This window comes from Kribbella pratensis (genome assembly GCF_004366075.1).
Lineage (GTDB): Bacteria > Actinomycetota > Actinomycetes > Propionibacteriales > Kribbellaceae > Kribbella > Kribbella pratensis.
On sequence record NZ_SODU01000005.1, the window covers coordinates 480,626 to 506,206 of the forward strand.

The window sequence follows — 25,581 nt, forward strand, 5'->3', positions numbered from 1 at the left end:
CCCACCGCATGCACGCACCGGCACCCGCCCCACCCCACCGGACGGACGCACGCACCACCGCACGCACCACCTCCGCACGCCCCAACCCCACCGCACGCACCACAGGACGCCCCACCCACCGCATGCACGCACCACCGCACGCACCACCTCCGCACGCCCCACCGGACGCACGCACCACCACCACACACACCACCACCCGCCGCCCACCCCACCGCACGCACGCACCACCGCACGCCCCGCTCGAGCACGGCTTGAGACCCGCATATGGGTGGATATCCGTCGGTGTTGTGCCTTCTCCCGTTGGTATGCGAGGGGAGAACCCCCAACACCCGGGGACATCCCCGCGGGAGTTGTCGGGCGCGTTGTGCTGCCGGGTGCCAGGTTGTTTCACCGCTGGCGGGTTGTATGGCGGCATCGGTGAAACAACCCGCTATCCGCACGAACCGGCGCAACACGGCTAGCGGCAACGGCAGCCGCTGACGCGGGCGCCGACCGCGAGTGGGGGCGGATGCGCGGGTGGGGCGGGTGCGCGGGTGGGGGCGGGTGGGGTGTGGCGGCGCAGTCGACGGCACCATCCTGCGACCGGGGGCGGGGAGTGCGGCGGCCGGGGGGTGGTGAGTGTTGGGGGGCGGGGGTGGGCGAGGTTAGGCGGGGTGGGCGAGGTTAGGCGGGGTGGGCGGGGTGGGCGGGGTGGGCGGGGTTAGGCGGGGGTGGTGAAGTGGTAGGTGCCTGATCCTGTGCGGCAGATGGTGGTGTCGGGGGTGGAGTCGAGGACGGTGACGTCCTTCGCCTGGGTCAGGGGGTGGCCGGACTCCTTGGTGGCTTCCGGGTTTGTGGTGGGGATGTGGATGGTGGCGTCGGCGCCGGGTGGGACGGTTACGTCGAGGGTGAGGGTGCCGTCGGACTGTTGCCAGCGGGTGGTGACTCGGCCGGTGGGGGTGTCGTACGACGCTTCGGCCCAGTTCAGGCGGCCGCCGGGGCGGGGTTTGATGACGAGGTCGCGGAAGCCGATGGACTCGGGCGACTGGCTGATACCGGCGACATCGCCGTACAGCCATTCACCGACCGAGCCGAGCGAGTAGTGGTTGAACGAGTTCATCGCGACCGGCCCGAATCCGTTCTCCTCCGTCCACCCGTCCCAGCGCTCCCAGATCGTCGTCGCGCCGTGCTTGATCGAGTACCCCCAGGACGGATACCGGTCGTCGTGCAGCAGGTCGTACGCCAACTCGGCGTACCCGTACTTCGTCAGGATCGGGCACAGCAACGCGACCCCGGCGAACCCGGTCGTCAGCGATCGCCCGCGCGACTCGAGATCCGCGACCAGATGCTTCACCACCGCCTGCTCCGCCTGCTCGGGCAGCAACCCGAACGCCAACGGCAACAGGTACCCGGTCTGGGTCTCCCCGCGAACCTTGCCCTCGGCATCGACGAACTCCGCCACGAACGCCGCCGCGATCTTGTCCCGCAATTCGCCGTACGCCGCTGCCTCGTCCGCCAATTCGAGCACCCGAGCGGCCGCCGCCGTGAACTCCACGCTCCGCGCGAAGTACGCGGTCGCGAGGACATCTCGATCGGTCTGTACGCCGAACTGGAGCCAGTCGCCGTAGTGACCGCTCGTCCGGTTCCGCCAGATCAGGTCGGGGTTGGCGCGGTGCACGTAGTCGACCCAGCGCCGCATCACCGGCCACGCGGTCCGCAGTACGCGCTCGTCGCCATAGATCCGGTACAACGTCCACGGCACGATCGTCGCCGCGTCGGCCCACGCCGGCGTACCGTGCCGACCGGTGATCACGTGTGGGATCACGTCCGGGATCGCGCCCTCATCGGTCTGTGCGACCGCGAGATCCGCGAACCAGTTCTCGAAGAACGTCAGTACGTCGGCCTGGTACGCCGCTGTGGGCAGGAAGATCTGTGCGTCCGCCGTCCACCCGAGCCGTTCGTCGCGCTGCGGGCAGTCCGTCGGAACGCTGACGAAGTTGCCTCGCTGCCCCCACCGGATGTTGCTGAGCAACTGGTTGACGCCCGGATCCGAACACTCGAACCGTCCCGCGACCGGCGTGTCCGAATGCAGCACCCGCCCGGTCACGTCCTCCGCGGTCAGCTCACCCGGATAGCCGTCGACCTCGACGTACCGGAAGCCGTGCACGGTGAAGATCGGCTCGAAGAACTCCTCGTCCCCGCCGGCGCTGACGAAGTAGTCCGTGGCGTCGGCCGTGCGCAGGTTGGCGGTGTACAACTCGCCGTCCGCCTGCAGCATCTCGCCGTGCCGCAGCCGGATCCGGTCCCCGGCCTGGGCGCCACGCACCCGCAACCGGACGCGACCGGCGAGGTTCTGCCCGAGGTCGACGATGAAGCGTCCGGGTTCGAGCGCGGTCACCGCGGTCGCCGCGACGTCCTCGGTCACCCGCACCGGGTCGGTCGTCACCGCGATCAGCGTCGACACGTCACCACCGAGATCGCCCGCCGGCGCCCACTCGCTCGCGTCGTACCCCGGGCTGCTCCAGTCACCGAGCTCGAGCCTGGCGTCGTACGACTCGCCCATCAGCAGATCGGCGAACCTGATCGGCCCGACGCGTTCGACCCAGCGGCCGTCGGTCGCGACCACGGTCCGCGAACCGTCCGGGTGGTCGACGACGAGTTGCGCGAGTAGCTGCGGCTTCTTGCCGTAGTGGTGCGCGTGGCTTCGTGTATCCCACCCGACGTACCCGGACCACCAGCCCTCGCCGAGGACGGCGCCGATGACGTTCTCGCCCTCGTGCAGCAGCTCGGTCGCGTCGTACGTCTGGTAGGCCACGCGCTTGCGGTAGTCGGTCCAGCCCGGTGTCAGCTCGTCGTTCCCGACCCTCTGACCGTTGGCGCTGAACTGGTAGAGACCGTGGGCAGTCGCATAGACCCGTGCCCTGGTGACTGGTTGGGTCAGCTCGAACGAGCGCCGGTAGTAACGTGGCGGCGCGATGGTTGCCTGCCGCACCGTCCGCGGCTCCGCGCGGTCGACGGGCGGCTCGAAGTACGGATCGGTCTCGTAGTCGTGCTCGATCCAGTGTGCTTCCCACTCGTCCTCGTGGAAGAGACCCGTCGCAAAGGTCGACTCCGCAGACGAAACCTGTCCGGCCGCATCCCGCACCGAGAGCCGCCAGACGTAGTCGGTCTGCGATGTCAACGGAGCACCACCGTGGTCGACGTACGTCTCCCGCTCGCTCCGCCATCCGCTGTCCCACACCTGTACGCCATCGCGCAGCACCTGCACGCGGAACGCGTCCTGCCGATCGCCACGGGTCGGCGACGTCAACCGCCAGCTCAGCCGCGGCCGCGCCGTACCGATCCCGAGCGGATCGACACGGTGCTCACAGCGCAGGTCGTACGCCGTCAGCCCAGTCAGGCCGGTCGCACTCGGCACCTCGGACAGCACCCAGGTCGTTGTCACCAGGACCACTCCGTCTCGGGTCGGTGGAGCTCGTACTCACGGAGGCCGCCGGCGTGTTCCGGGCGGTCGCCGTACATCGGTCGGGACGTGCCCGGCGGGTCGATCGCGATCACGTCGTCGCCGCGCCAGGTGGTCCGGAACTCGTTGCCGGCCGCAAACTCTGTGGTGGTCTGCTCGACCATCGGGAACGTCACGGTGATGCGCTCCCCCGGCTGCGGCTTCGGAATCGACAGGTATCCGTCGGGCGCCCAGATCCGCTCGGCGCCGGTCCGCTCTTCGTCTCCGCGCTGCAGCCTCAGCCGCGCGTACCCGGCCCAGTCGGGGATGCGCACCCGGAGCTCGTCCATGGGCTCGTTGACGTGCAGCTCGACCTTGCCCTCGACCGGCAGGTGGCTGATCACGTCGACCGCATGATGGCCGCGCGTGAGCAGCAGGTTGACTCGGGTCAGCCGGTGGTCACCGGTGACGATGCTGTTCCACGCCCAGAACAGTCCTCGGACGCCTGAGCCGACACAGCATGCCTGGACGTCGTTGGTGTGGCCACGCCCCAGCGGTACGTCGGACACGTAGTCGTTCGGAGCGCCGTACCCACAGAAGGCGCCGAGGACGCGCTCGCCCACGTCGACGTGCGTCCGCCAGCCGGGCTCGTCCTGCGAGCGGTCCGGCGCGGACTCCACCCAGCTGACGTCCTGCAGCTGCGACGCGGCCAGGTGGTTGCGGACGAAGCGCTCGACGACCGCCCAGTACTCCGTGAGGCCGTTGCCGGCCAGCGTCGTACCCAGACCGATGAGGTCGACGAGCGAACAGGTCTCATGCTCGTACTGCTGGTCGGCAAGGTCACCTGGCGTCCAGCCGAACCGGGTGGCCTCGCCCAGCACCCAGTCGTAACTGCGGCGCACGAACTCGGTCAGCCCGTGGTCACCGGTGTGCCTGGCCAGTCGAGCAAGGCCTTCCAGGGTCCCGACCCGCGTGTGGAAGTGGCCACTGCGGTACGCACGGGCCGGGTTGAAGCTCCCGTCCGCGTTGAAGACACCGCTCTTCTCGACGATCAGCCGGGCGAACCACTCGCACAGCTCCAGCGCGTCGGTGTTGCCGGTCGCCTGGTGGTAGCGCAGCAGCGGCATGATCAGGCGGCCGGAGAACGAGGCCGGGTCGGGCGCGAGATGCAGGTCGATCGCGTTCGACGACGGCCAGCCGTCCTTCGTGTACTCCGACGCCGGGTAGAACCAGACGTCGCGCTCCTTGATCGCGATCCGCTTCAGCGCCGCCACCTGGCGGTCCGCGGCCCGCTGCGCCTGTGGATCGTCGGCAGCGACCACTGCGGTCGTCATGGCGAGCAGAGTGGCGCGCTGGTCGATCAGGTTCGCATTCGGCAGCCAATGGCCTTTGGGGTGCGCCTGGCGGTAGGTGAGACCGTCGTCGGCGAGCAGTGCGAACAGCCGCTGCCGGTAGCGGTCGGCGATCGTGTCCCAGCGCGGGTCCCAGCCCTTGCCGCCGGTCATCTGGCGGGTCAGCAGGATCGCGTCGGTGAGCCGTCCGTGACTGGAGCCGTAGTCCCAGTCGCCGTGGTCCATGCGGGCAGGACGGGCGAGCAGGTTCGCGCTGAAGAACGGGATGCCGTCCAGGTCGTCGTCGGCCAGGCCGGTCACCGCGTTCATCGCCAGCGCGGCCCGGTCCTCGAGCAGCAGAGTCGCAGGGATCGTCGCCATGAGGTAAACCTTTGCCTCCTCCGCCCGCGAAGTCAACCGGCTATCCACAGGCTGGCCGATCCGCCTTGTTTTCTTGAGGTTTACTGGCGGAGACTGGTCGGACCTCGAGCAAAGGAGAGGCCTGATGCGAGCAGCCGTTCTGGAGGCGCCACGGCAGGTTTCGGTGACCGACGTCCCGGATCCGGAGATGGGTGACGACGTGCTGCTCAGGATGCGTGCGGTCGGGCTGTGCGGCTCCGATCTGCATACCTGGAGCGGACACCATCCGTTCCGCAAACCGCCTGTGGTGCTGGGGCACGAGGGCGCCGGCGAGGTCGTGTCGTCGGGCGATCCACGCTTCCGTGCAGGCGATCGGGTCGCCGTGCTGCCGGCGTTGTCCTGCTGGGAGTGCACGCGGTGCGAGGCAGGTCATCCGCATCTCTGCAAACACAAACGGGTCCCCGGGCTGGGCTGGCCGGGGATGCTGAGCGAGTACTTCGTTGCGCCCGGCCGGGTGCTCGTGTCGTTGAACGACGAGATCGGGTACGGCGAGGGCGCGATGATCGAGCCGGTCGCGGTGGCCTGGCGTTCCACGTCGGCGGTGCGCGCCGGAGATGCCGTCGCCGTCCTCGGTGGTGGGGCGATCGGAAGCCTCGCGGCGGCGCTGAGTCGGCACCGTGGCGCGCGGACCGTGTTGGTGAGCGACATCCAGCGGCACAACCGTGAGTTCCTCGTGTCACAAGGCGTTGAGACCGTGGTTGATCCGCGCTCGTCGGACCTTGTGCCGCTCGGGATCGAGGTGAGCGGCGGGGACGGGTTCGATGTGGTCGTGGTGGCGTCCGGGCATCCGAGCTGTCTCGCGGAGGCTCTGGCGTTGTGCCGACCGCGCGGGCAGGTGGTGCTGCTGCCGATGTTCGGCGGCGCGTTGACGGTCGATCTGAATCCGGTGGTTCTCAAGGAGGTCACAGTGCAGGGGTCGACGATCTACACACCTTCCGATTTCGCGGCGGCGGCGCGGCTCGTCAACACGCGGAGTCTCGACGTACGTCCGTACATCTCCGACGTGGTTCCACTCGACCGAACCCCGCAGACCCTGTTGGCGATCGACGGTGGGGCAGCGCACCTCAAGACACAGATCGATCCGACCCGATGAGCGCCGGAGAGGTCGTTGCCACGTATCTGGTCGAGACCTACCTACCGCTGGAACAGGCCGCCGAAGCCATCGCCGGCGAACAGTCGACGGGCACGTTCACGGCTGTCGCCAGGGAGACACCCGAGCTCCGCGAACGTTTCGCCGCCCGCGTCCTGTCCGTCGACGAACTCCCGCCCACCGGCAACCCGGACCTGCCAGGCACCACCCGCTCGCGGGTGCCGACCGGCAACCCGGACCTGCCGGGCACAACCCGGCCGCGGGTGCCCACCGGCAGCCCGGACTTGCCGGGCACCAACACCCACGACGCCTCGCGGGATGACGGGAAGCGGAGCGCTCGGGTGCGGATCGCGTTCGGACTGGACAACTTCGGGCCGTCGTTGCCCAATCTGCTCGCCGCGGTGGCCGGCAACCTGTTCGAGCTCAGGCAACTCGCCGGCATCCGGCTTCTCGACCTCGACCTGCCGGCGCCGTTCGCCGAGCGCTATCCCGGCCCGCAGTACGGCCTCCGCGGGACTCGCGAACTGCTCGACCGGCCGGACGGCGTCCTGCTGGGCACGATCGTGAAACCGAGTATCGGGCTGCCACCCGAAGAACTGCGGCTCGTCGTCCGCGAGCTCGCCGAGGCGGGCATCGACTTCATCAAGGACGACGAACTCATGGGCAACCCGCCCCATTCACCGCTCGCCGACCGGATCGCGGTCGTCACCGAGGAGCTCGACAAGGTCGCCGCCCGTACCGGCCGGCGTCCCATGTACGCGTTCAACATCACCGACGATCTCGACCGCATGGCCGCCAACCACGACCTGGTTCACGCGGCCGGCGGCACCTGCGTGATGGTGTGCGTGAACCTCGTCGGCTTCAGCGGCCTCGCCTGGCTGCGCGAACGCTGCGCCCTGCCCATCCACGGACATCGCGCGATGACCGGTGTCTACACCCGAGCGCCGCAGCTCGGCATCGACTACGTCGCCTGGTCCAAACTCGCTCGCCTGGCGGGCGCGGATCACCTGCACACCAACGGCCTGTCCAACAAGTTCTACGAAACCGACGAGGAGGTCCTGCGCTCCATCACCGCCGTCCGCACACCACTCCTGGGAGGGTATGAAACCCTGCCCGTCCTCTCCTCCGGTCAGACGCCTGGGCTGGCTTCGGAGACGTACCGTCGCACCAACACAACTGATCTCCTGGTACTGGCCGGCGGCGGCATCCACGGCCACCCGAGCGGCCCAAGCGCAGGCGTCACCGCAATGCGCGCCGCCTGGTCCGCAGCAACCTCCGGCACCGACCTGACCACAGCCGCCAAACAGGTCCCCGAACTACAAGAAGCACTAAACAAGTTCGGCTCGCCGTACACCGGCAGCGGTCATGGGCCGGCCTAGACATGGCCAGGCGCAGATCACGGGGGTGGGGCGTCGGCATGAGCGGGAGTACGCATGAGCGGGAGTAGGCATGAACGGGAGTAGGCATGAACGGGAGTAGGCATGAGGGGGACTATGCGAGTGAGAGTAGGCATGAGCGGGAGTAGGCATGGTTGAGGCGGCGTTCTACGGGGACGACTTCACTGGGTCGACGGATGCGATGGTGCAGTTCGCGCGGGTCGGGTTGCGGGCGGTGCTCCTCGTGAGGTTGCCGTCGGCATCTGAGTTGCGGGAGCTGGCTGAGCGGTACGACGTGATCGGCGTTGCCGGGATCGCGCGATCGCTGCCGCCCGATGAGCAGGAGGCCGAGCTGCGGCCGGTGCTGGAGGCGTTGCGGGATCTTGGGCCGCGCGTGCTGCAGTACAAGGTGTGCTCGACCGCGGACTCCTCCCCCACCCGCGGCAGTATCGGACGCGCGCTGGAGATCGGGCGCGAGGTCTGCGGCCCTGCTGTCGTCCCCATCCTCATCGCTCAACCGGAGCTGGGTCGCTACACCGTCTTCAGCCACCACTTCGCCGCCGAAGCCGGCACCATCTACCGCCTCGACCGCCAACCCACCATGTCCACCCATCCCGCCACCCCCATGCACGAATCCGACCTCCGCCACCACCTGTCCCACCAAACCACCCTCCCCCTAACCGCCCTCCACCTGACCACCTACACCAACCTCCCCACCACCTACACAAACCTCACCAACCCCCGACGCCCGAGACAGTCCACCCGATCCACCTCCCAGTCCTCCACGCCCCAGTCCTCCACGCCCCAGTCCTCCACCGGCCCCGCTCTCCACCCCACCGCCCAGTCTCCTGTTGTGCCCGGTGGAGTTGGGGCGGTGGTGCTGGATGCGTTGACTGACGAGGATCTACACAGGCTCGGGAGGGTGATTCTGCGGGACGGGACCGCGGGTGAGGTCAGGTTTGTGATCGGGTCGGGTGGGATGTCTCGGGCGTTGGGGTTGGCGCTTCGGCCCGGCGGTGGGGCTGTTGGCTCGGGTACGTCTGGTGCGGGTGGGCCGGTGTTGGTGGTGTCGGGCAGTCAGTCGCGCCGTACCGCCGAGCAGATCGAGCACGCACGATCGGCTGGGTGGATCGTGCTGCCGTTCGCCGACGACGTACCGCGGAAGGCAGTCGCCGCCATCGCAGCAGGAGCCGATGGCGTTGTCGTGCATACGAACGAGCTGTCACCGGACAAGCTCTCGCTGGTACCAGCCGGCCTTGCCGACGTGGTCCGGAAGGCCGCCGTACGCCGCGTCGTAGTAGCCGGCGGCGACACGTCAGGTCAGGTACTGCACCAGCTGGACGTCACCGCGTTGGAGCTGGCGCGATCCCTCTGCCCCGGCGTGCACCTCTGCCACGCAACCTCGCCGTACTTCGACGAAGTCCTCCTGAAACCCGGCCAGCTCGGCCCCGTCACGCTCTTCACGGAATTCCAGCAACGGTCGGTGACGAGTGCATAATGCTGCGTGTTGACTCGATCGGGTCTGCACGGGGGCGGCGCCGAATCATCGGCACGCCAGATGAGATGAGGTCCTGTGGTGCGTCGTCCTGTTTTCGCCAGCCTGCTCGGCCTGGCCCTCCTGGCGGTGGCCGGGCCGATGACGGCGTCGGCCGCGCCCGCAGCGACTTCAGCCCCTGGTGATTTCTACCAGGCGCCGTCGCCGCTACCCGCTGGTCGCCCCGGCACGCTGATCCGTACTCGGCCCGCGACAGTCCTCGCGACCGCGCTCACGGCGAAGGCCACGACGATCATGTACCACTCGCGCGACGCGCAGAACGCGGATATCGCGGTGACCGGCACGGTCTTCACACCAACGCTGCCGTGGCTGGGACGTGGCTCGCGGCCCTGGGTGAACCTCGCGGTCGGTACCCAGGGCCTGGGTCAGCAGTGCGCGCCGTCGAAGCAGTTCGTCGCCACGACCGAGCAGGAACTCGAACCGGTCGAGCTCCTGTTGGCGAACGGTTGGGGTGTCGTGGTCAGCGACTACGAGGGCTACACCGCCGGCTCCACTCCGACCTATGTCGCGGGAGTCTCCGAGGCACACACGGTGCTCGACATGGCCCGTGCGGCTGCCTCCGTCCCGGGAACGGGCATCTCGGCGGCGACCCGCTGGGCCACGATGGGCTACTCGCAAGGCGGCGGCGCGTCGAGCTGGGCGGCGTCGCTGGCCCCTTCCTACGCGCCCGAGCTCAACCTCGTCACCGACGTATCGGGTGGCGTGCCGGCCGACGTCCGAAACGTCGCCGAGTCTCTGGACGGCAGCCTCATCGGCGAAGGTCTGCAGCTGTACGCGCTGATCGGCCTGCAGCAGGCCTATCCCGGTCGGTTCCCACTGGACGAGGCTCTCAGCGTTGAGGGCAGGGCCACCGTGGCGTCGGTGAAGGCCCAGTGCGTCGTGCAGACGCTGGCCAGCTTCCCGTTGAAGAGGTTCAGCGACTACTCCACCGGCCAGACAATCCAGCAGTTCAACGCCCGGCCCGACGTCGCCTCTGTGTACGCGGAGAACAACCTGAGCACCCGGCCCGCTCCCGCCGTGCCGGTCTTTCAGTACCACGCAGCCCTGGACGAAATCGTTCCCATCGGCCAGGCACGCGCGCTCAACCAAGCCTGGTGCGCCAAAGGCACGCCCATGGTCTTCTCCGTCGTCCCCGGAGACCACATCACCGGCGAAACCACCGGCCTGCCCGGCGCGGTCTCCTGGCTGGCCGACCGCTTCGCAGAGCGGCCCCTGCAAACCACCTGCTGACACTTCCGACCTGGGCATGCCGGTGATTCGTCGCTGACCCAAGCGTCCCTAGGGTTTCGGCGCGGGTATGTTGCCCGGACGGCCGAGCAGTTGCGCACATCCGCGCCATCTCGCACACGTGGTGGACAGCCTCCACGAGCGAATCGGCCAACCACTCGAATTCGCTGTGCTTCCAGGCCTACACAATCGAGAACAACCAGGTCGCCCTGACCGAATGGCCGGCCGTCGATCCCTTGGTGGGAAAGAAATCGTCGGCATATACACATTTGTTTCCCAACAAGCCGCCACACACTCCGCCTCACGACTCGACGAGGTCGACAGCGGGCAACTGATTCCTGCAGTGGCGGGTTGCCCCCTGATGTGGTGGGTTGCCCCCTCGGATTTTCGGTGGGCAACCCTGCAGTTCAGGGGGCAACCTTCGGATTGAGGCGTGCTTGGGGTTGCCCGGCCTGGTCACTGACGGGATCGACAGTCGACCCACTCCCTTAACCGAACAGCCGCGCCGCCAACCCTGCGAAGGTGCGGGTTCAGAAGTATTCGCAGTTCTCGGTGGGTTGCCGGTCCGTCGCTGCGGAGGTCAGGCTGAAGTTCTCGACCGGGGAGTGTGGGGTGTCGAGGATCTCGACGGTTCGGGGGGCTGAGCGTACGGCGAGGTTGGTGACGGTGATGTCGCGTACGACGGGGGCGTGGCCGCCGAACTGTTCCGGTTCCGCGTGCCGGGTGGTGATGAGGATCGCGGAGGTGGTGACCGCGTCGACGATCAGGTTCTCGACCGTGACGTGCTCGATCACGCCGCCGCGCAAGGAGTTCGTCTTGATGCGCAGCGCGTGGTCCACGCCCGCACCGGCAACCGGCCCACCCGCGGGGGTGGTGACGTGGAGGTCTCGGGCTTGGATGTTCGATGCTCCGGCGGAGGCTTCGCTGCCGATGGTCAGGGCTCCGTGGCCGGCGGTGAAGCGGCAGGATTCGATGAGGATGTTGCGGGACGGGCGGCCTGCGCGGCGGCCGTCGGCGTCGCGGCCGGACTTGACGGCGATGCAGTCGTCGCCGGTGGTGAACGAGCAGCCGGTGATGACGACGTTCTCGCAGGAGTCGGGGTTGCAGCCGTCGTTGTTCGGGCCGAGGGAGTCGACCGTGATCCCGCGGACGAGTACGTCGGTGCAGAAGACCGGGTGGACCACCCACATCGGGGCGTTCACGATGCGTACGTCTTCGATGCGCACGCGACGGGAGGTGTGCGGCTGGATGAAGCTCGGGCGGAAGCCGTGACCGGGTTCGAAGATGCGGTCCTCGACGGGTACGTCGGCTTCGACCATGCGGAGCAGGCGTTCCCAGTCGGTGCGCGGGCGGGTGTTGCTCCACCAGGTGGCAGTGCTCGCACCGCCGTCGAGGGTGCCGGTGCCGGTGATCGCGATGTCGGTTTCGTCGTACGCGTAGATGAGAGGTGAGTGGCTGAAGCACTCGATTCCTTGCCAGCGGGTGCGGACGATCGGGTACGTCGTCGGGTCGGTGTGGAACCGGAGTGTCGCGCCGGCGGGCAGATGCAGTTCGACGTTGCTGCGAAGCCGGATCGGCCCGGTGACGAATTCACCGTCGGGTACGACGACACGCCCGCCGGTGAGCGCACACGCGTCGATCGCCTCCGCAATCGCCCCAGTGCAGTCCGACCCGGCGCGAGCCCCGAAGTTGGTGATCAGGTAGTCGGTCATCGGAGAGCTTGGATGCGGAGGGCGTTGGCCAGGGGGACGGCTATGACCCAGCTCGGGTTCCAGGTGTTGGTGTGGCCTCGGCGTTGCCAGTGGGTTTGGAAGACGGCTTCGCCTTGTTCGCCGGGAAGGGGGAAGTTCCAGTCGTTCGGGGCAGCGGCGACGGTTTGACTCAACGCGTGCAGGGTGGTTCGCGCGGCGGCGACGTACGCGGGGCGGTCGGTGGTCAGGCCGAAGGAGAGGAGTTCGTACGTCGGGAGGAAGGCGTCGAGGTGGTGGTTCTGCACGCTGACGGTCGGCCAGCCGATCGCGTTGAAGCCGGCGGCGTGAAGAGGCGAGTCCTCGTCCTGTTCCGGGGACCAGACGTACACCCAGGTGAGGAGCCAGTCGGCGGAGACTTCGCACCAGGTGGCGTACAGCGGGTCGCCGGTGCGGCGGAGGAGTTCGTAGGCGGCCATGAAGTAGTACATGCCGGCTTCTTTGTCCTCGCAGGCCGCGTCCAGGGTGGAGCGGGAGAACGGCCGGTCGAAGGTCCGCGCGTGCTGGTCGTGGTACCGGGACAGCCAGACGGTTGCTTCGGACAACAGTTCGTGAGAGTCGAGGACCGACGAGGCCTTCAGAGCGGCCAGTACGCACGGGATGCCCGCCGAGGAGACCGTCGTCGCAGCTGGCAGGCCGTCGAGTCGCCATCCGACCGGAAAGGTCCCGTCGGCCAACTGAGCGGTACCGCGGAGGAAGGTCATGGCTTCTTCGAGGGCGTTGAGCCACGACGGCGGGACGGGTTCGTCGTGGTCGCGGAAGAGGGTGATGATGTCGGTCAGGTCGCTGATTGTCTCGCCGTACGCTCGGCTGGAGACCATGGGGCGGTTACCGGCACGGAAGCTGGTCCAGCGGCGGGTGCTGACCTGGTACGCGTTGTGGCGCAGGCCGGGGGTCGGTGTCGGGCTGCCGGCCAGGTAGAACTCGACGGCCGCACGGCAGCGGTCGATGCGCAGCCGGTCCCGGGTGTTGAAGCCGACCTGGGCGTCGCACCAGGCGAGCTTCAGCGCCTGGCCTGTCCAGCCGTACATGAAGTGCCGAGACTTACGCGGCCCGTTGCCGGGAATGTCGCTGAACTTGGTGTACCCGGCGACGGTCCCGGACTGGTACCACCGGTTGTCCAGGGCAACAGTCTTCAACGTGATGAGCTCGACGAGAGCCAATCCGGGTGAACCAGCGGCCGTGAAGAGGGTGCGCGCACTCTCGACAAGGTGCCGAAACGCGTGACCGCGGAGCTCCTGCCGTCCCCAGTCGAGGACCAGGTGCTGGGTGTATACCTCACCGGGACGCAGCGTGAGGTAGCCGTCGTCGGTCGCCTCGGTCTCCGCCTTGCTGACGTACCGGACGTCCTGCTTGCCGTCGAACATCAGTACGCCGCTGAGCGCCGCGATCACCGGACCGTCCTGCCGGATCGCGCCGAGCGAGCCGTACCGGACCTGGCCGTCGCCCGAGCGGCGTGCCTGCGGGCGCGAGATGACGGACAGCCAACGGCGTTCGCGCCCCTCGCGCCATTCGAGGTTGGCGCCGGGGATCGGGAGCCGGTCCTCCTCGGCGACGAAGCCGCCGCCGGGTGTCGGGCCGATCCGCGGCACGGCGCGGGCCGGGTCGGCGGACGGGTTGTCGTTGTAGATCACGCCGGGGATGGTGAGCTGGCTGTCCTTCACCCTGCCGAGGTCGAGCAACAGTCCGACGGCGAGGTCGGCGACGCGGCGCTTGCTCGTGTTACGCCAGCAGAGCTCGAGGTTCAACCGGTCGCCGTCGTCGAACGCCAGCCGCACCTCGACCGCGAGCGGTCCGGTCCGGCAGCCCGCCCGGTGTTCGCCCGGCCGCCGCGAGATCCACCACCCGTCGGGACACGTCAGCGGGCTGGGCTGCCAGGGGCGACCGGCCGAGCAGGTGAGGAGGTCGCCCAGCGGGCGTTCCAAGTAGACCGGCCCGTCGACCTGGCCGAACTCGAGCACCACACCGTCCGGTGTGCGACGCAACGAAGCCTGGCGCGGACCAGACGTCAGCGCGGGCATCAGGACGCCCGGCGGATCTGAATGGCCTGGTACTGCGTGCCGGGCAGCCGGACCGTCAACGTGCCGGCATCAGCGACACTCTCGCGAGTACGGCGTACCGAGTGGTTCCACACGTCCAGTACGTCGACGTCGTACTCGCCCTCGGGCAGTGAGAACGTCCGGTCCGGGAACTGGTGCTCGCCGAGGTACTGGAGGTAGTACGAGCCAGGCACCGCGAGCGTCGGGGCGTCGCGGTAGTCGTCGATCGGCTCCACACCGGCGGGCAGTTCGTCCAGCACCTCCCGCAACAGCCGCAGCCGTCGCGCGACAACACCAGTGGGCCGACTGCCGCCGTCCGACCACGGCACGACGCTCACGGACGACGGGTCGACGTACCACTCGCCGTGCGTCACGTAGGCCCCGCGAACTATCCCCTCCCAGATGCGGGTCAGCATCTCCTCAGGCCGGAGGCTGGTGTCGGGGGTAGTGCCGTTGCCTTCGTGGCCACATGCGTCAACGAAGACGGGCTTGGCGTGGGCCACACGCAACGCGGACACTCCACGGAGGTTCTCCAGCCGGACGCTCAGGTGAGTCAGCCAGGGCGGTCCCGGGTCGGTTGCCTCGTGCATCGAGATCAGGTGGCGACTGGAGTCGAGTTCCGCGATCAGCTCGGCCAACTCTCGCGACCTGTCAGCGGACTCCAGGCACCAGGTGACATTCCGATAAGCGGCCAGCCGATTCACCGCAGCGCGAACAACAGACGAGTCCGTCGGCAGGACGATGTCAGCCACGATGTCGGCCGCCAGCAGGTCACGGACCTGGTCCTCGATGCCGTCGGACACCCGCAGCCGGACGCGGTTGAACGGCGAGGCCGCGAGCGCCGGGCGTGCGGCAGCCCACTGCGCCGGATCACCGAACCACGTGGTCGTGAGCGGGTGGTACGGCGTACCGTCCGCCCAGCGCAATGTGGTGCCAGCACGACGGACAGGACCATGCGAGGTCGCGGGCGTGCACTCCACAGTCCCGCCGTCGTACGACCAAACGCCTTCCAGATCAGGGCTGTAACGGACCACCCACCCGTCGTCCGACTGGAACGGTTCGACGTACGCGGTGGCGCCGGACGTGTGGCGGAACAGCACGCCTGCCGGCGCGGGCACAGGTAGTTCGAGCACGTCCCAGCGTGCTACTGACGTCATCGGGTCCCTCTCAGGGCGAGGTACGGGGTGGCGGGCAGTGGGATGCGGCTCGGGCCGGAGTACTCGGCCAGCGGGGTGATGGTCATCGCCCGCGTGTCGATCAGGTCGAAGTGGAAGGGCGAACCGTCCGGCAGGTCCAGCTCGACAGCGGACGGCTGACGGTCGCCGAGGTAGTGCAGGACACAGCGGTCCGCGTCGACCTCACCGTCCGACTGCCGCGGCAGCCCCGCGAACACGGCCCGGAGGAAGTCGATCCGCTCCGGGCTCTCGCCGTACAGCCGGCCGCCGATCGAGATCCACGCGCGGGTCTCCCGGTCGACGAACGACTCGCCGTGCCCGACGTATCCGCCGAGCGACATGCCCTGCCAGAACCGGTGCACCATCTCGTCCGCGGTCAGGTTCCCCCAGCGCCGGCCGGCATTGCCCTCGTAACCGATCTCGTCGATCACGACCGGCTTCCGGCAGTCCCGCCAGGCAGCGACCTCGGCGCCGTCCCAGTGCTGCACGCTCTGATGCGTGATCCACGGCTTGGTGAAGTCGTACGGCGTGAAGACCTCGTACATCTTGGTCCCGTTGTGGATCGACCGCAGTCGCTGGTACGGGTCGTACCGCTGCACCAGCTGCAGCAGCCGGTCCCAGTCCGCGATCGTCTTCTCGTGGTTGAAGTCGTACTCGTTCGACAGCGACCACCAGACGTTCCGGTACGCCGCCAGCCGCGCGACGACGTACCGCAGATAGGCCGCGTCCTGCGCCGGGGTCATCCGGTCGAAACCCCACACGCCGCGGTCGTACGGGTGGAACAGGATCAGGTCCGCCTGGACGCCCAGCGCCAGCAGGTCCGCCACCCGCGCCTCGAACTCCCGGAAGAACACCGGGTCGTACCGGTCCACGTCGACCGAACCTGGTGTCGCCCCGGCGAACGGCGTGCGCTCGGGTCGCATTCCGTCCGTGGGCAGCAGACACATCCGGACCTTGTCGAAAGGTGCTGAGCGCAACGACTCCAGCGTCAGTTCCTGGAGCTCTTTCGACTCGTACGTCCAGTGGTAACACGTCGTCCCGATGCAGTCGTACCGCGTGCCGTCGGCGTACGAGAAGTGGTGCCTGCCGAGGACGTCGACCGGCCCGTGGTTCCCGGGCCCCGGCGGGGAGCACACGAAGCTCCCACGCCGGCCGTCGAGCTCGGGTGCGGAGCTCGACGTGATGTACGACCACTCCCCCTCCCGGTCCGGCGAGAACCGCGCCCGGTACGTCCCGTCGCCGTCGTAGAAGCCGTCGACGGTCACCATCCGGTTCCGGAACTGGTACGTGACCTGGAACTCCACCTCGGCGAACGGATTGCCGCCGGACGGGCCGGTCAGGGTGAGCTCGTGCAGGCCCCACTTCTCCGGGGTGGTGGGGTGGGTAAATCCAATGCCGCTCATGGCAATCGGTCTCCTGCCTGGATCCACTCGGGCGCCAGGATCACGTGCTTGATGGTCTTGCGCAGGTACGAGTACGCGACGTGCAACTGCCCGTCGCGGGTCTGCAGCAGCGTCGGGTACGAGTAGCCGAACTCGTTCTCCCGGTACTCCTCGTCCTGCACCTGCAGGTTCCGCCAGTACGGCCAGGTAGCGCCGTCGTCCTCGGACAGTGCCAGCGTGAGCGGGGTCCGCAGGGTCTTCCGGCGTACGCCGCCCTTGCCGTCGTCGACCCAGCGGAACTGGTCACGCTCGGCCGACGAGTCGTTGAACACCATGACGAGCCGGCCGTCGGACAGCCGCAGTACCTGGACCGCCGAGTTGTTGTTCGGCAGGGTGGTGCGCTCCGGCGAGGTCCAGGTCCGGCCGTTGTCCTTCGAGACCGACCGGTGGATGCGGTCGGCGGCACGGCTGCGGAAGTACCCGACGAGCTCGCCGGGCGACAGCTCGACGACGCTCATCTGCACCTGCCCGATCGCGTCCGGCAAGTCCACCGCCGACCAGGTCTCGCCCTGGTCGGTGCTGAGTTGAAGAACGCTCCGCTCGGCGGTCTTGTCGCAGTCGTACGCCGGCAGCAACCAGTCACCGTTGCTCAATACAACAATCGGGTTCCGGATGAACGAACCGAGGTGATCGAACAGCACCTCGCTCCGCTCCCAGGTGAGCCCGCCGTCGTGTGACACCCGCCGGATCACGCGCGAGGTCGACTGGTCATGCGGCTCGTTGGAGGTGTGCAGCAACCAGACGTCATCGTCCGGAGTCACGAACAACAGTGGGTTCTGTTCGGAGCGGCGCGGATCCGACGAGAGCCGCTCGGGCGGCAGCCAGGTGTCCGTTCCGGCGGGGAGGCGGGACAGGACGATGTTGGTGTCCGGCTCGCCCTCCCCCGGGCCGTTGAACCAGGCGCACAGCAGGTCGCCGTTCGCCGTCTCGACCAGCGTCGCGGCGTGGCTGTCGCCGGGATGGATGGTGGGCAGGAGGGCCGCACCCTCACGGATGCGGCCGTCGAACCTCGCGTCGTTCACCATGTGAGCCCGCGGGCGACCTGCGCCTTGATGTAGTCGGGGATGTCCTGCGTCTCGGTGACCAGCAGCGACGAGTCGACGTCCATACCGTCCTTGAGTACGTGCTGCCGGAACACCTTGTACAGCGGGATGTCCCAGTACTCGGTGTTCTGGTAGTTCTTGATCACCGCGTTCTCGCCCCAGTACACGGCCGACGTGTCGATGGCCGCCAGCTCCGGGATCGCCGTACCGAACGCGTTCACGACAGCGTCGGTCTTCAGCACTCCCTTCATGCCGTACGACGAGATGCGGGTCTGCATCTCCTCCGACACCAGGTACTTGACCACGTCGAGCGCCTGGGCCTGGTGCTGCGACTGCGGCGGGATGAAGGCCGCGCGGGTGTCCGGCTGGTAGATCGTGTTCGCGCCGCGGGACAGCACCGGCATCGAGGTGACGCCGATCTTCACGCTCTTCGCCCACTCGGCGAACTGGGCCGCGTCGTCCTCCTCGATGTAGTACGAGCTGAGCGCGTAGGCGTTCAGCTTCGACAGGTTGTTCACCGCCATCGCGAGGTGGCCGGGGAAGCTCATGTCGCCCTTGAAGAAGTCGTCCACCGTGGTGAAGTTGTTCCGCGGGATCATCAGGAACCGGTGCAGGTTGTTCGCGACCGACTTCCACTCCGCGCTCGTCAGGTTGACCTTGACGTCCTGCGGCGCCGGCTGCTCGCTCGAACCGGGCACGAACGGGTAGAGCCCGAGCTGGTTCATCGCGAGGTAGTTGTCCGGGTGCTGCATGTAGCCCTTGTAGTGGTGGATCCCGTCCTGCCGGGTGAGCTTGACGGCCAGCTTGTAGACGTCGTCGTACGTCGAGCCGACCGTCGGGTACTTCACGCCGAACTTGTCGAAGATCAGCTTGTTGTAGAACAGCAGGCTCTCGTCGATCCACAGCGGGACGCCGTACAGGCCGCCGTCGGAGCGGGACTTGATCTGCTCGACCGAGCCGACGTTCAGCTTGGTCAGGTCGATGCCGGCGCCCTGCACCAGCGACGTGATGTCCTGGGTCCAGCCGAGCGGCTCGAGGTCCCGGTCGATCCGCAGCCGCGGGTCCTCCAGGATCAGGTCCGGCACCCGGCCGGCCTTCGCGATGTCCTCGTACCGGATCGGGTAGTCCCAGGTCGCGTACTTCAGCTTGATGTTCGGGAACTTCGCCCGGATCGCGTCGCCGAACACGGCATCGAAGTACCGGTGCGCCTCCCGGCCGTCGTCGTTGCCGCCGAGCTCGAACGGCTTGAAGTTGGCGGCGAACACGAACAGTTCGTCGTCGGCGACCGAGAACGGCACGTTGTACTTGTTCGGGATGTCGACGGTGCCGGCCGCCGACACCCCGGCCTGCGCGCCGGCCCGCGGGACCGCGGAGGTGGAACTGGTCGCGGCAGCCGGGCCGGCGGACAGCGCCGCACCGAAGGCGGCCAGACCGCCGATCGCGGCGCTGCCGCGCAGCAGTCCGCGGCGCGACAGGCCGGGAGCCGAAGCTTCGTTCTGCGGGCGATTGGCGGCTGCGTCGTGTGCTTCAGACATGGTTGACCTTTCCTATGGGGCGGTGGTGGCCGTGAGGACACCCTTCAGGTCGAGCTGCTCGGCGAAGTGGCACGCGACCTTGCGGCCATTTGCTCCCCCGATCTCGCGCAGCTGCGGGACTTCGGAGGCACACCGGGCTTCGGCGTACCCGCACCGGGGATGGAACGGGCAGCCGGCCGGCACCTTGGAGGGATCCGCGATCTCGCCGAGCAGCTTGATCCGCTCGCGTTGCCCGCGGGAGGCGGGATCGGGATCCGGTACGGCGCTGAGCAGCGCCTCGGTGTACGGGTGCAGGGGCTTGGAGTAGAGCTCCTCGGTCGACGCGCTCTCGACGAGCTTGCCGACGTACATCACCGCGACGTCGTCGGCGACATGCTCGACGATGCCGAGGTCGTGGGAGACGAACAGATAGGTGAGGCCGGACTCCTCCTGCAGATCGCGCAGCAGGTTGAGGATCTGTGCCCGGACGGAGACGTCGAGTGCGCTGACCGCCTCGTCGGCGACCACCAGCCGGGGGTTGGTGGCGAGGGCCCGTGCGATCACGACGCGCTGCCGCTCGCCGCCGCTGAACGCGTGCGGGTAGCGGTGCGCGTACTCCGCCCGCAGTCCGACGCGGCGCAGCAGCGAGGCGACCTTGTCGTCGATCTCGTCGCGTGAACCCGCGTCCTGGACCCGCAGCGGCTCGGCGATGATGTCGCGCAGCGTCTTGCGCGGGTCGAGCGAGGAGTGCGGGTCCTGGAAGATCAGCCTGACCTGCGCACGGTACGGCTTCAGCTGCTTCTCGCTCAGCGGCGCCAGGTCGACACCGTCGAACATGATGCTGCCCGAGGTCGGCTCGTACGCGCGAACGATGCAGCGGCCGAGCGTGGTCTTGCCGCAGCCCGACTCCCCCACCAGTCCGAGCGTCCGGCCGGCCTTGATCGACAGGTCGACACCGTCGACCGCCTTCACGAAGCCGCGGTTCCGCCCGAGAAACCCACCATGCAACGGAAAGTGCATGGTCAGACCCTTGGTCTCCAACAAGCTCATCGGTCCGCCTCCTCGCCGTACAGCAGGCAGGCGACATCGATCTCGTCGCTCCGTACCCGGACAGGCACAGTCACGTCGCACTTTCCCGCCATGAACGAGTCGCACCGCGGGTGAAAGCGGCATCCGGTCGGACGCTCGTACGGCGGCGGCACGGTTCCCCGTACGGCGACCAACCGGTCCTGACCGCGCTGGCCCAGCCGCGGCACCGAGCGCACCAGCGCCTGCGTGTACGGGTGCTTGGGATGACTCAGTACGGCGGATGCCGGCCCCTGCTCGACCACCTCGCCGAGGTACATCACCGCGACCTCGTCGGCGACCTGCGCGGCGACCCCGAGGTCGTGGGTGATCAGCATGATCGCCATCCCGAACTCCTGCTGGAGATCCTGCAGCAGGTCGAGGATCTGCGCCTGCGTGGTGACGTCGAGCGCGGTCGTCGGCTCGTCCGCGATCAGCAGCCGCGGGCGGCAGGACAACGCCATCGCGATCATGGCGCGTTGCCGCATGCCACCACTGAGCTGGAACGGGTACGAGTCGACACGGCGCTTCGGGTCCGGGATACCGACCCGGTCGAGCATCTCGATCGCGCGGTCGCGGGCTTCCTGTTTGCCGACGTTCTCGTGCAACCGGACAGCTTCGATGATCTGGTCGCCGATCGTGTGCACCAGACTCAGCGACGCCATCGGCTCCTGGAACACCATCGCGATATCGGCCCACCGGACCTGCCGCAGCCGCTTGTCCTTCGCGGCCAGCAGGTCGAGCGGCTTCGTGTCCGGCGCGTCGTCGTACAGCAGGATCTCGCCGCCGACAATCCGGGCCGGCTTCTCCACCAGCCGCAGGATCGACCGCGCGGTGACGCTCTTGCCGCAGCCGGACTCACCGACCACGGCCAGCGTGCGGCCACGAGGTACGGACAGGCTGACACCGTCGACGGCCTTCACGACACCGTCACCGAGCTCGAAATGGGTCCTGAGCTCGCGAACTTCCAACAACGGCTGCATGGGAAGGCGCCTCCTACTTGTAGGGATCCGCGGCGTCGCGGAGACCGTCGCCGACGAAGTTCATGGCGAGTACGACGACCACGACCGCGAGGCCCGGGGTGAGCAGCCACGGGGCGGTGGCGACCGCGCGGATGTTCTGCGCGCCCTCGAGCAGCACACCCCAACTGACCGCGGGCGGCTGCAGACCGAGGCCCAGGAACGACAGGCTGGTCTCGGCGAGGATCATCCGCGGCACCGCCATCGAGATCGAGGCGATGATGTGGCTGGCGAACGACGGCACCATGTGGCCGAAGATGATCCCGGTCCGCCCGACACCGTCGAGCCGGGCCGCCATCACGAAGTCCTCCTCGCGCAGGCTGAGGAACCGACCGCGGACGTCCCGCGCCAGTCCGGTCCAGCCGATCAGCGACAGGATCACGGTGATCGCGAAGTACCTCGTCAACGGACCCCAGCTGCCGGGCAGTGCCGCCGACAGTGCCATCCACAGCGGCAATGTCGGGACCGACATGATGAACTCGATGATCCGCTGGATGATGTTGTCGACCCGGCCGCCCACGTAGCCGGAGATGCCGCCGATCAGCATGCCGAGCAGGAAGCTCGCGAACACGCCGACGAGACCGATCGACAACGACACCCGGGCGCCGTGGATCAGCCGGGACAGCAGGTCCCGGCCGGACTGGTCGGAGCCGACCAGGAAGAACGCCTCACCGGCCTTCGTCGGGCCGATCAGGTGGATGTTCGACTTGATCGGGCCCAGGATCGAGTACTCGTCGCCGCGCACGAACCACCCGACGTCGACGATCTTCGACTTGTCGACGGTGAAGGTCTGCTCGAACGTCTCCTGGTTGCGCGTCGACGAGTACCCGTACACGAACATCCCGTGCTCGGCCGAGACGTGCACTCGCTGCGGCGGGGCATACGGCAGCGCGGTGTGCGCGGTGTCGGCGCTGGACGGCGCGAAGAAGCCGGCGAAGATCGCCATGAAGTAGATCGGGATCAGCACGATCAACCCGATCAGCGCCAGCCGGTGCCGCCGGAACTGCCGCCACATCAGCCGCCACTGCGGCAGCGCGCCGTGGTCGCGCAGGCTCTTCACGACCTCCTGCGGGGTCTCGTGCTGAGTGTCGGGGGCGATCGCCTCGGTCTGCTGGACCATTCAGATCTATCCCTTCTGGAACCGGGTGCGGATCCGCGGATCCCACCAGGCCAGTGCGAGGTCGCTGAGCATCGTGCCGATCACCGTCAGCGTGCTGAGAATCAGCACGAAACTGCCGACCAGGTACATGTCCTGGCTCTTCACCGCGCCGAGCAGCAGCGGGCCGCTGGTCGGCAGGCTCATCACGACCGACACGATGGTCTCGCCGCTGATCAGGCCGGGCAGCAGCCAGCCGACCGTGCTGAAGAACGGGCTGAGCGACATCCGGACCGGGTACTTGAGCAGCAGCTTCCACTCCGGCAGGCCCTTCGCACGGGCGGTCGCGACGTACGGCTTGTGCAGCTCGTCGAGCAGGTTGGCCCGGGTGATCCTGATCAGTCCCGCCGTACCGGCGACCCCGACCACCACGATCGGGACCCATAGATGGGAGATCAGGTCGAGCAGCTTGCCCAGGTTCCAGGCCGCGTCCGCGTACTCGGGTGAGAACAGTCCGCCGACGCTCTGGCCGAAGTACCGGAAGCCGATGTACATCATCACCAGCGCGAGCATGAACTCCGGGACGGCCATCCCGATGAAGCCGAGGAAGGACGCCAGGTAGTCGCCGCCCGAGTACTGCCGCAGCGCGCTGTAGATGCCGATCGGGAACGCGATCGCCCAGACGAACAGCAGACTCGCGATCGACAGCACCATCGAGAGCAGTACCCGGTTGCCGATCAGGCTGGCGACCGACTGGTTCCAGGCGAACGACTGCCCGAGGTCACCGTGCAGCACCACTCCCTTGATCCAGGTGAGGTACTGCACGATGAACGGCTTGTCGAGCCCGTAGTGCCGCTTCAGCTCGGCGATCTGCGAGTCCGGGATGTCCTGGCCGCGGGCCTCCGCGTTCGCGATCACCGTGGTGGTGTAGTCGCCCGGCGGCAGTTTGATGACCACGAAGGTGACGAACGAGATCGCCGCCAGCGTGATGACCATCCAGACCAGCCGCCGGGCCACGAACCGCAGCATTACTGCCCGATCGCGAACTGCTCGGGGTGGACGATGCCCGGGGCAACCGACTCGCTCATCTTCTCCGGCACGTTGTGGAAGTCGTTCTTCACGACGCCGTACGTGTTCGGCACCGAGCTGACGCCGATGTAGTAGAACTGGTCAGCCGCGATCTGCAGGATCTGCTTGCCGAGTTCGAGCGTCTTCGTCGGGTCCGGCTCCTGCCGCGCCTGGGTGAACAGCTCCATCTGCTTCTGGATCTCCGCCGGCGGCTTCACGCCCTCCTCGCCCTTCGACTGGTACCACTGCGCCCAGCCGATGCCGTACCGCGCGCTGCCGTCGTTGGTCGGCACCCAGTAGTGGTCACCACCGGTACCGGTCGGCAGTACGAACGTGCCGCAGGTCCAGGTCCCGGCGTCGTGGTCGTTGGCCTTGACCCGTTCCTTGTAGAGATCCTCGCTGACCGCCTGGGTGCGCAGCTCGATCCCGACCGCGGCCCAGCGCTTCTTGACGAACTCGATCGCCTCGACGTGGTCCGGGAACGATTCGCTCACCAGTACCGTGACCGAAACCGGCTTCCCGTCGGCGCCGAGCCGCTTGCCGTCCGGCGACTTCTTCGTCAGCCCGGCCGCGTCCAGGTGCTGGTTCGCCTTGGCGGCGTCGAACTCCAGGAACTGCGTGGCGAGCTGCTCGTTGTAGTACGGCGAGTCCTTCGGCGGAGCGCCCTGCCAAGGCTCGCCCTGACCGGCGTAGACCGCGTCGATGACCTCCTTGCGGTTGATCGCGTGCGAGAGGCCGGCCCGGAACTCCTTGTTCGAGAACAGTGCCCGCTTGACCGGGTCCTTGTGCGTCAGGTTGATGCCTATGACCATCGTGTTGGTCAGCTGGGTCGGCACCTCGAAGATCTTGTAGCCGCCCTTCTCACGGTTCTGCGCGACGACCGGCTTGTTCTGCGGCGTCCCGAAGTTCCGGTACTGCATGCCGAACTCGCCGTTCATCACCTTCAGCAGCTCGACCTGGGCGTCCTGGACGACCTCGACGCGGCAGTTGTCGATGTACGGCAACTGGCGGCCCTGGTCGTCGACCTTCCAGTAGTACGGGTTCCGGGTCAGGGTGACCGCAGAGCCCTTGCCGAGCGGGGTGGTCACCTTCCAAGGTGCCAGCGTCGGCTGCTCCGGGTTCGTCCACGGGTTCTGCTTCTGCGCGAACAGGTCGGTCCAGCTGCCGACGCCGGCCTTCTTCGCCAGTGCGTTCGCGAACTTGTTGTACTTCAGGTGGAACTGCTGGAAGTAGTGCTTCGGCAGCAGCATCCCGTAGGCGCCTTCACGCTCGAAGATCGCGTCGGCGATCTGCACGAGCAGCGACGGCTGCGGCGAGCTGTAGGTCATCTTGATCGTGCGCTCGTCGACCTTCTCGACCTTCGCGATCTTGCCGGTGTCCGGCGACGTGAAGGCGTCGTACAGGCCGTCCGGGTGCAGCCCCTCGTCGCACTGCACCTCGAGGATCGTGAACATCAGGTCGTCCGCCGTGCACGGCCTGCCGTCGGACCACTTCAGGCCCTCGCGCAACGTGAACGTGTACACCTTGCTCTCGGCATCGACCGTGTACTCGGCGACGTTCGCCTCGATCTCGTCGTACCCGGGCTTGCCGACCTTGTCGGGCTTCCAGCGCAGCAGCGGTTCGTAGCGCATCGCGTACCACAGCCACTGGGTGTCCTCCTGGGTCAGCATCGCCGACCGCCAGGTTCCGCCGTACTGCGCCTTGCCCTCGAGGGGCTTGATCACCGGCGGGTTCTTCGGCAACCGGTCCGCCAGCGGGGGCAGGGAGCCCTTGTCCACCAGGGCTTTGAGCATCGGCGATTCCTTCTCGCCGGCCACTGCGGCCTGTGCGCCGGAGCCTGCCGGCTTGGTGTCGAAGAAGCCGCACCCAGGGATGGTCGCCACGGCCAGGAGGCCGAGACCGCCCTGCAGCAGCCGACGCCGGTCGATCATGCGTTCTGACATGTCATTTAC

At 67.9% G+C, this 25,581-nt stretch carries 17 protein-coding genes; 4 read left to right on the plus strand and 13 right to left on the minus strand.

The genetic code is table 11. The annotated features are described in order from the left end of the window. Window positions 1-700: 700 nt before the first annotated feature. Window positions 701-3,424 (minus strand): alpha-L-rhamnosidase, encoded by a 2,724-nt coding sequence (locus tag EV137_RS38945; protein ID WP_166680143.1) that lies wholly within the window; start codon window positions 3,422-3,424, stop codon window positions 701-703. Beyond that, window positions 3,421-5,133 (minus strand): glycoside hydrolase family protein, encoded by a 1,713-nt coding sequence (locus EV137_RS38950; protein WP_134133149.1) that lies wholly within the window; start codon window positions 5,131-5,133, stop codon window positions 3,421-3,423. The genes EV137_RS38945 and EV137_RS38950 overlap by 4 nt, the downstream gene beginning before the upstream one ends. 124 nt (window positions 5,134-5,257) lie before the next feature. Here EV137_RS38950 and EV137_RS38955 point away from each other — a divergent pair, with 124 nt between their 5' ends. The 4 genes from EV137_RS38955 (at window position 5,258) to EV137_RS38970 (ending at window position 10,423) form a co-directional block, all read left to right on the plus strand. After that, complete coding sequence (locus EV137_RS38955) at window positions 5,258-6,265, plus strand: zinc-dependent alcohol dehydrogenase (protein WP_134133151.1); 1,008 nt, start codon at window positions 5,258-5,260, stop codon at window positions 6,263-6,265. Further along, on the plus strand, window positions 6,262-7,641 hold the full coding sequence (locus tag EV137_RS38960) for a RuBisCO large subunit C-terminal-like domain-containing protein (RefSeq protein WP_134133152.1): 1,380 nt from the start codon (window positions 6,262-6,264) through the stop codon (window positions 7,639-7,641). The genes EV137_RS38955 and EV137_RS38960 overlap by 4 nt, the downstream gene beginning before the upstream one ends. Before the next feature lie 148 nt (window positions 7,642-7,789). Next, on the plus strand, window positions 7,790-9,136 hold the full coding sequence (locus tag EV137_RS38965; RefSeq protein ID WP_134133153.1) for a four-carbon acid sugar kinase family protein: 1,347 nt from the start codon (window positions 7,790-7,792) through the stop codon (window positions 9,134-9,136). Window positions 9,137-9,214: 78 nt separating this feature from the next. Beyond that, window positions 9,215-10,423 (plus strand): lipase family protein, encoded by a 1,209-nt coding sequence (locus tag EV137_RS38970; RefSeq protein WP_134133155.1) that lies wholly within the window; start codon window positions 9,215-9,217, stop codon window positions 10,421-10,423. Between the two features lie 527 nt (window positions 10,424-10,950). Here the strand turns inward: EV137_RS38970 and EV137_RS38975 are convergent. Genes EV137_RS38975 through EV137_RS39025 form a run of 11 tightly spaced genes read right to left on the minus strand, consistent with a single transcriptional unit; the run spans window position 10,951 to window position 25,572 of the window. After that, window positions 10,951-12,132 carry a glycoside hydrolase family 28 protein gene (locus EV137_RS38975; protein WP_134133156.1) on the minus strand — a complete coding sequence of 394 codons (1,182 nt, stop codon included), beginning with the start codon at window positions 12,130-12,132 and terminating at the stop codon, window positions 10,951-10,953. Next, window positions 12,129-14,189: a hypothetical protein gene (locus tag EV137_RS38980; RefSeq protein WP_134133157.1), complete on the minus strand. Its 2,061-nt coding sequence runs from the start codon at window positions 14,187-14,189 to the stop codon at window positions 12,129-12,131. Before EV137_RS38980 ends, EV137_RS38975 begins: the two co-directional genes overlap by 4 nt. Next, window positions 14,189-15,364 (minus strand): DUF5605 domain-containing protein, encoded by a 1,176-nt coding sequence (locus EV137_RS38985; RefSeq protein ID WP_134133158.1) that lies wholly within the window; start codon window positions 15,362-15,364, stop codon window positions 14,189-14,191. The genes EV137_RS38980 and EV137_RS38985 overlap by 1 nt, the downstream gene beginning before the upstream one ends. Beyond that, a complete protein-coding gene (locus EV137_RS38990) occupies window positions 15,361-16,785 on the minus strand; it encodes a DUF5060 domain-containing protein (protein WP_134133159.1) in 1,425 nt (474 codons plus the stop codon). The genes EV137_RS38985 and EV137_RS38990 overlap by 4 nt, the downstream gene beginning before the upstream one ends. Next, window positions 16,782-17,846 (minus strand): sialidase family protein, encoded by a 1,065-nt coding sequence (locus EV137_RS38995; protein ID WP_238175855.1) that lies wholly within the window; start codon window positions 17,844-17,846, stop codon window positions 16,782-16,784. The genes EV137_RS38990 and EV137_RS38995 overlap by 4 nt, the downstream gene beginning before the upstream one ends. Beyond that, window positions 17,843-19,402 carry an ABC transporter substrate-binding protein gene (locus EV137_RS39000; protein ID WP_134133162.1) on the minus strand — a complete coding sequence of 520 codons (1,560 nt, stop codon included), beginning with the start codon at window positions 19,400-19,402 and terminating at the stop codon, window positions 17,843-17,845. The genes EV137_RS38995 and EV137_RS39000 overlap by 4 nt, the downstream gene beginning before the upstream one ends. Window positions 19,403-19,414: 12 nt before the next feature. After that, window positions 19,415-20,431, minus strand: a complete 1,017-nt coding sequence (locus EV137_RS39005; protein WP_134133163.1) for an ABC transporter ATP-binding protein — start codon at window positions 20,429-20,431, stop codon at window positions 19,415-19,417. Then, complete coding sequence (locus EV137_RS39010) at window positions 20,428-21,429, minus strand: ABC transporter ATP-binding protein (RefSeq protein WP_134133164.1); 1,002 nt, start codon at window positions 21,427-21,429, stop codon at window positions 20,428-20,430. Before EV137_RS39010 ends, EV137_RS39005 begins: the two co-directional genes overlap by 4 nt. Window positions 21,430-21,442: 13 nt before the next feature. Next, window positions 21,443-22,585, minus strand: a complete 1,143-nt coding sequence (locus EV137_RS39015; RefSeq protein WP_134010670.1) for an ABC transporter permease — start codon at window positions 22,583-22,585, stop codon at window positions 21,443-21,445. 6 nt (window positions 22,586-22,591) lie between these two features. Continuing rightward, window positions 22,592-23,590: an ABC transporter permease gene (locus EV137_RS39020; RefSeq protein ID WP_134010668.1), complete on the minus strand. Its 999-nt coding sequence runs from the start codon at window positions 23,588-23,590 to the stop codon at window positions 22,592-22,594. Continuing rightward, window positions 23,590-25,572: an ABC transporter substrate-binding protein gene (locus EV137_RS39025; RefSeq protein WP_134133166.1), complete on the minus strand. Its 1,983-nt coding sequence runs from the start codon at window positions 25,570-25,572 to the stop codon at window positions 23,590-23,592. The genes EV137_RS39020 and EV137_RS39025 overlap by 1 nt, the downstream gene beginning before the upstream one ends. Window positions 25,573-25,581: the final 9 nt, after the last annotated feature.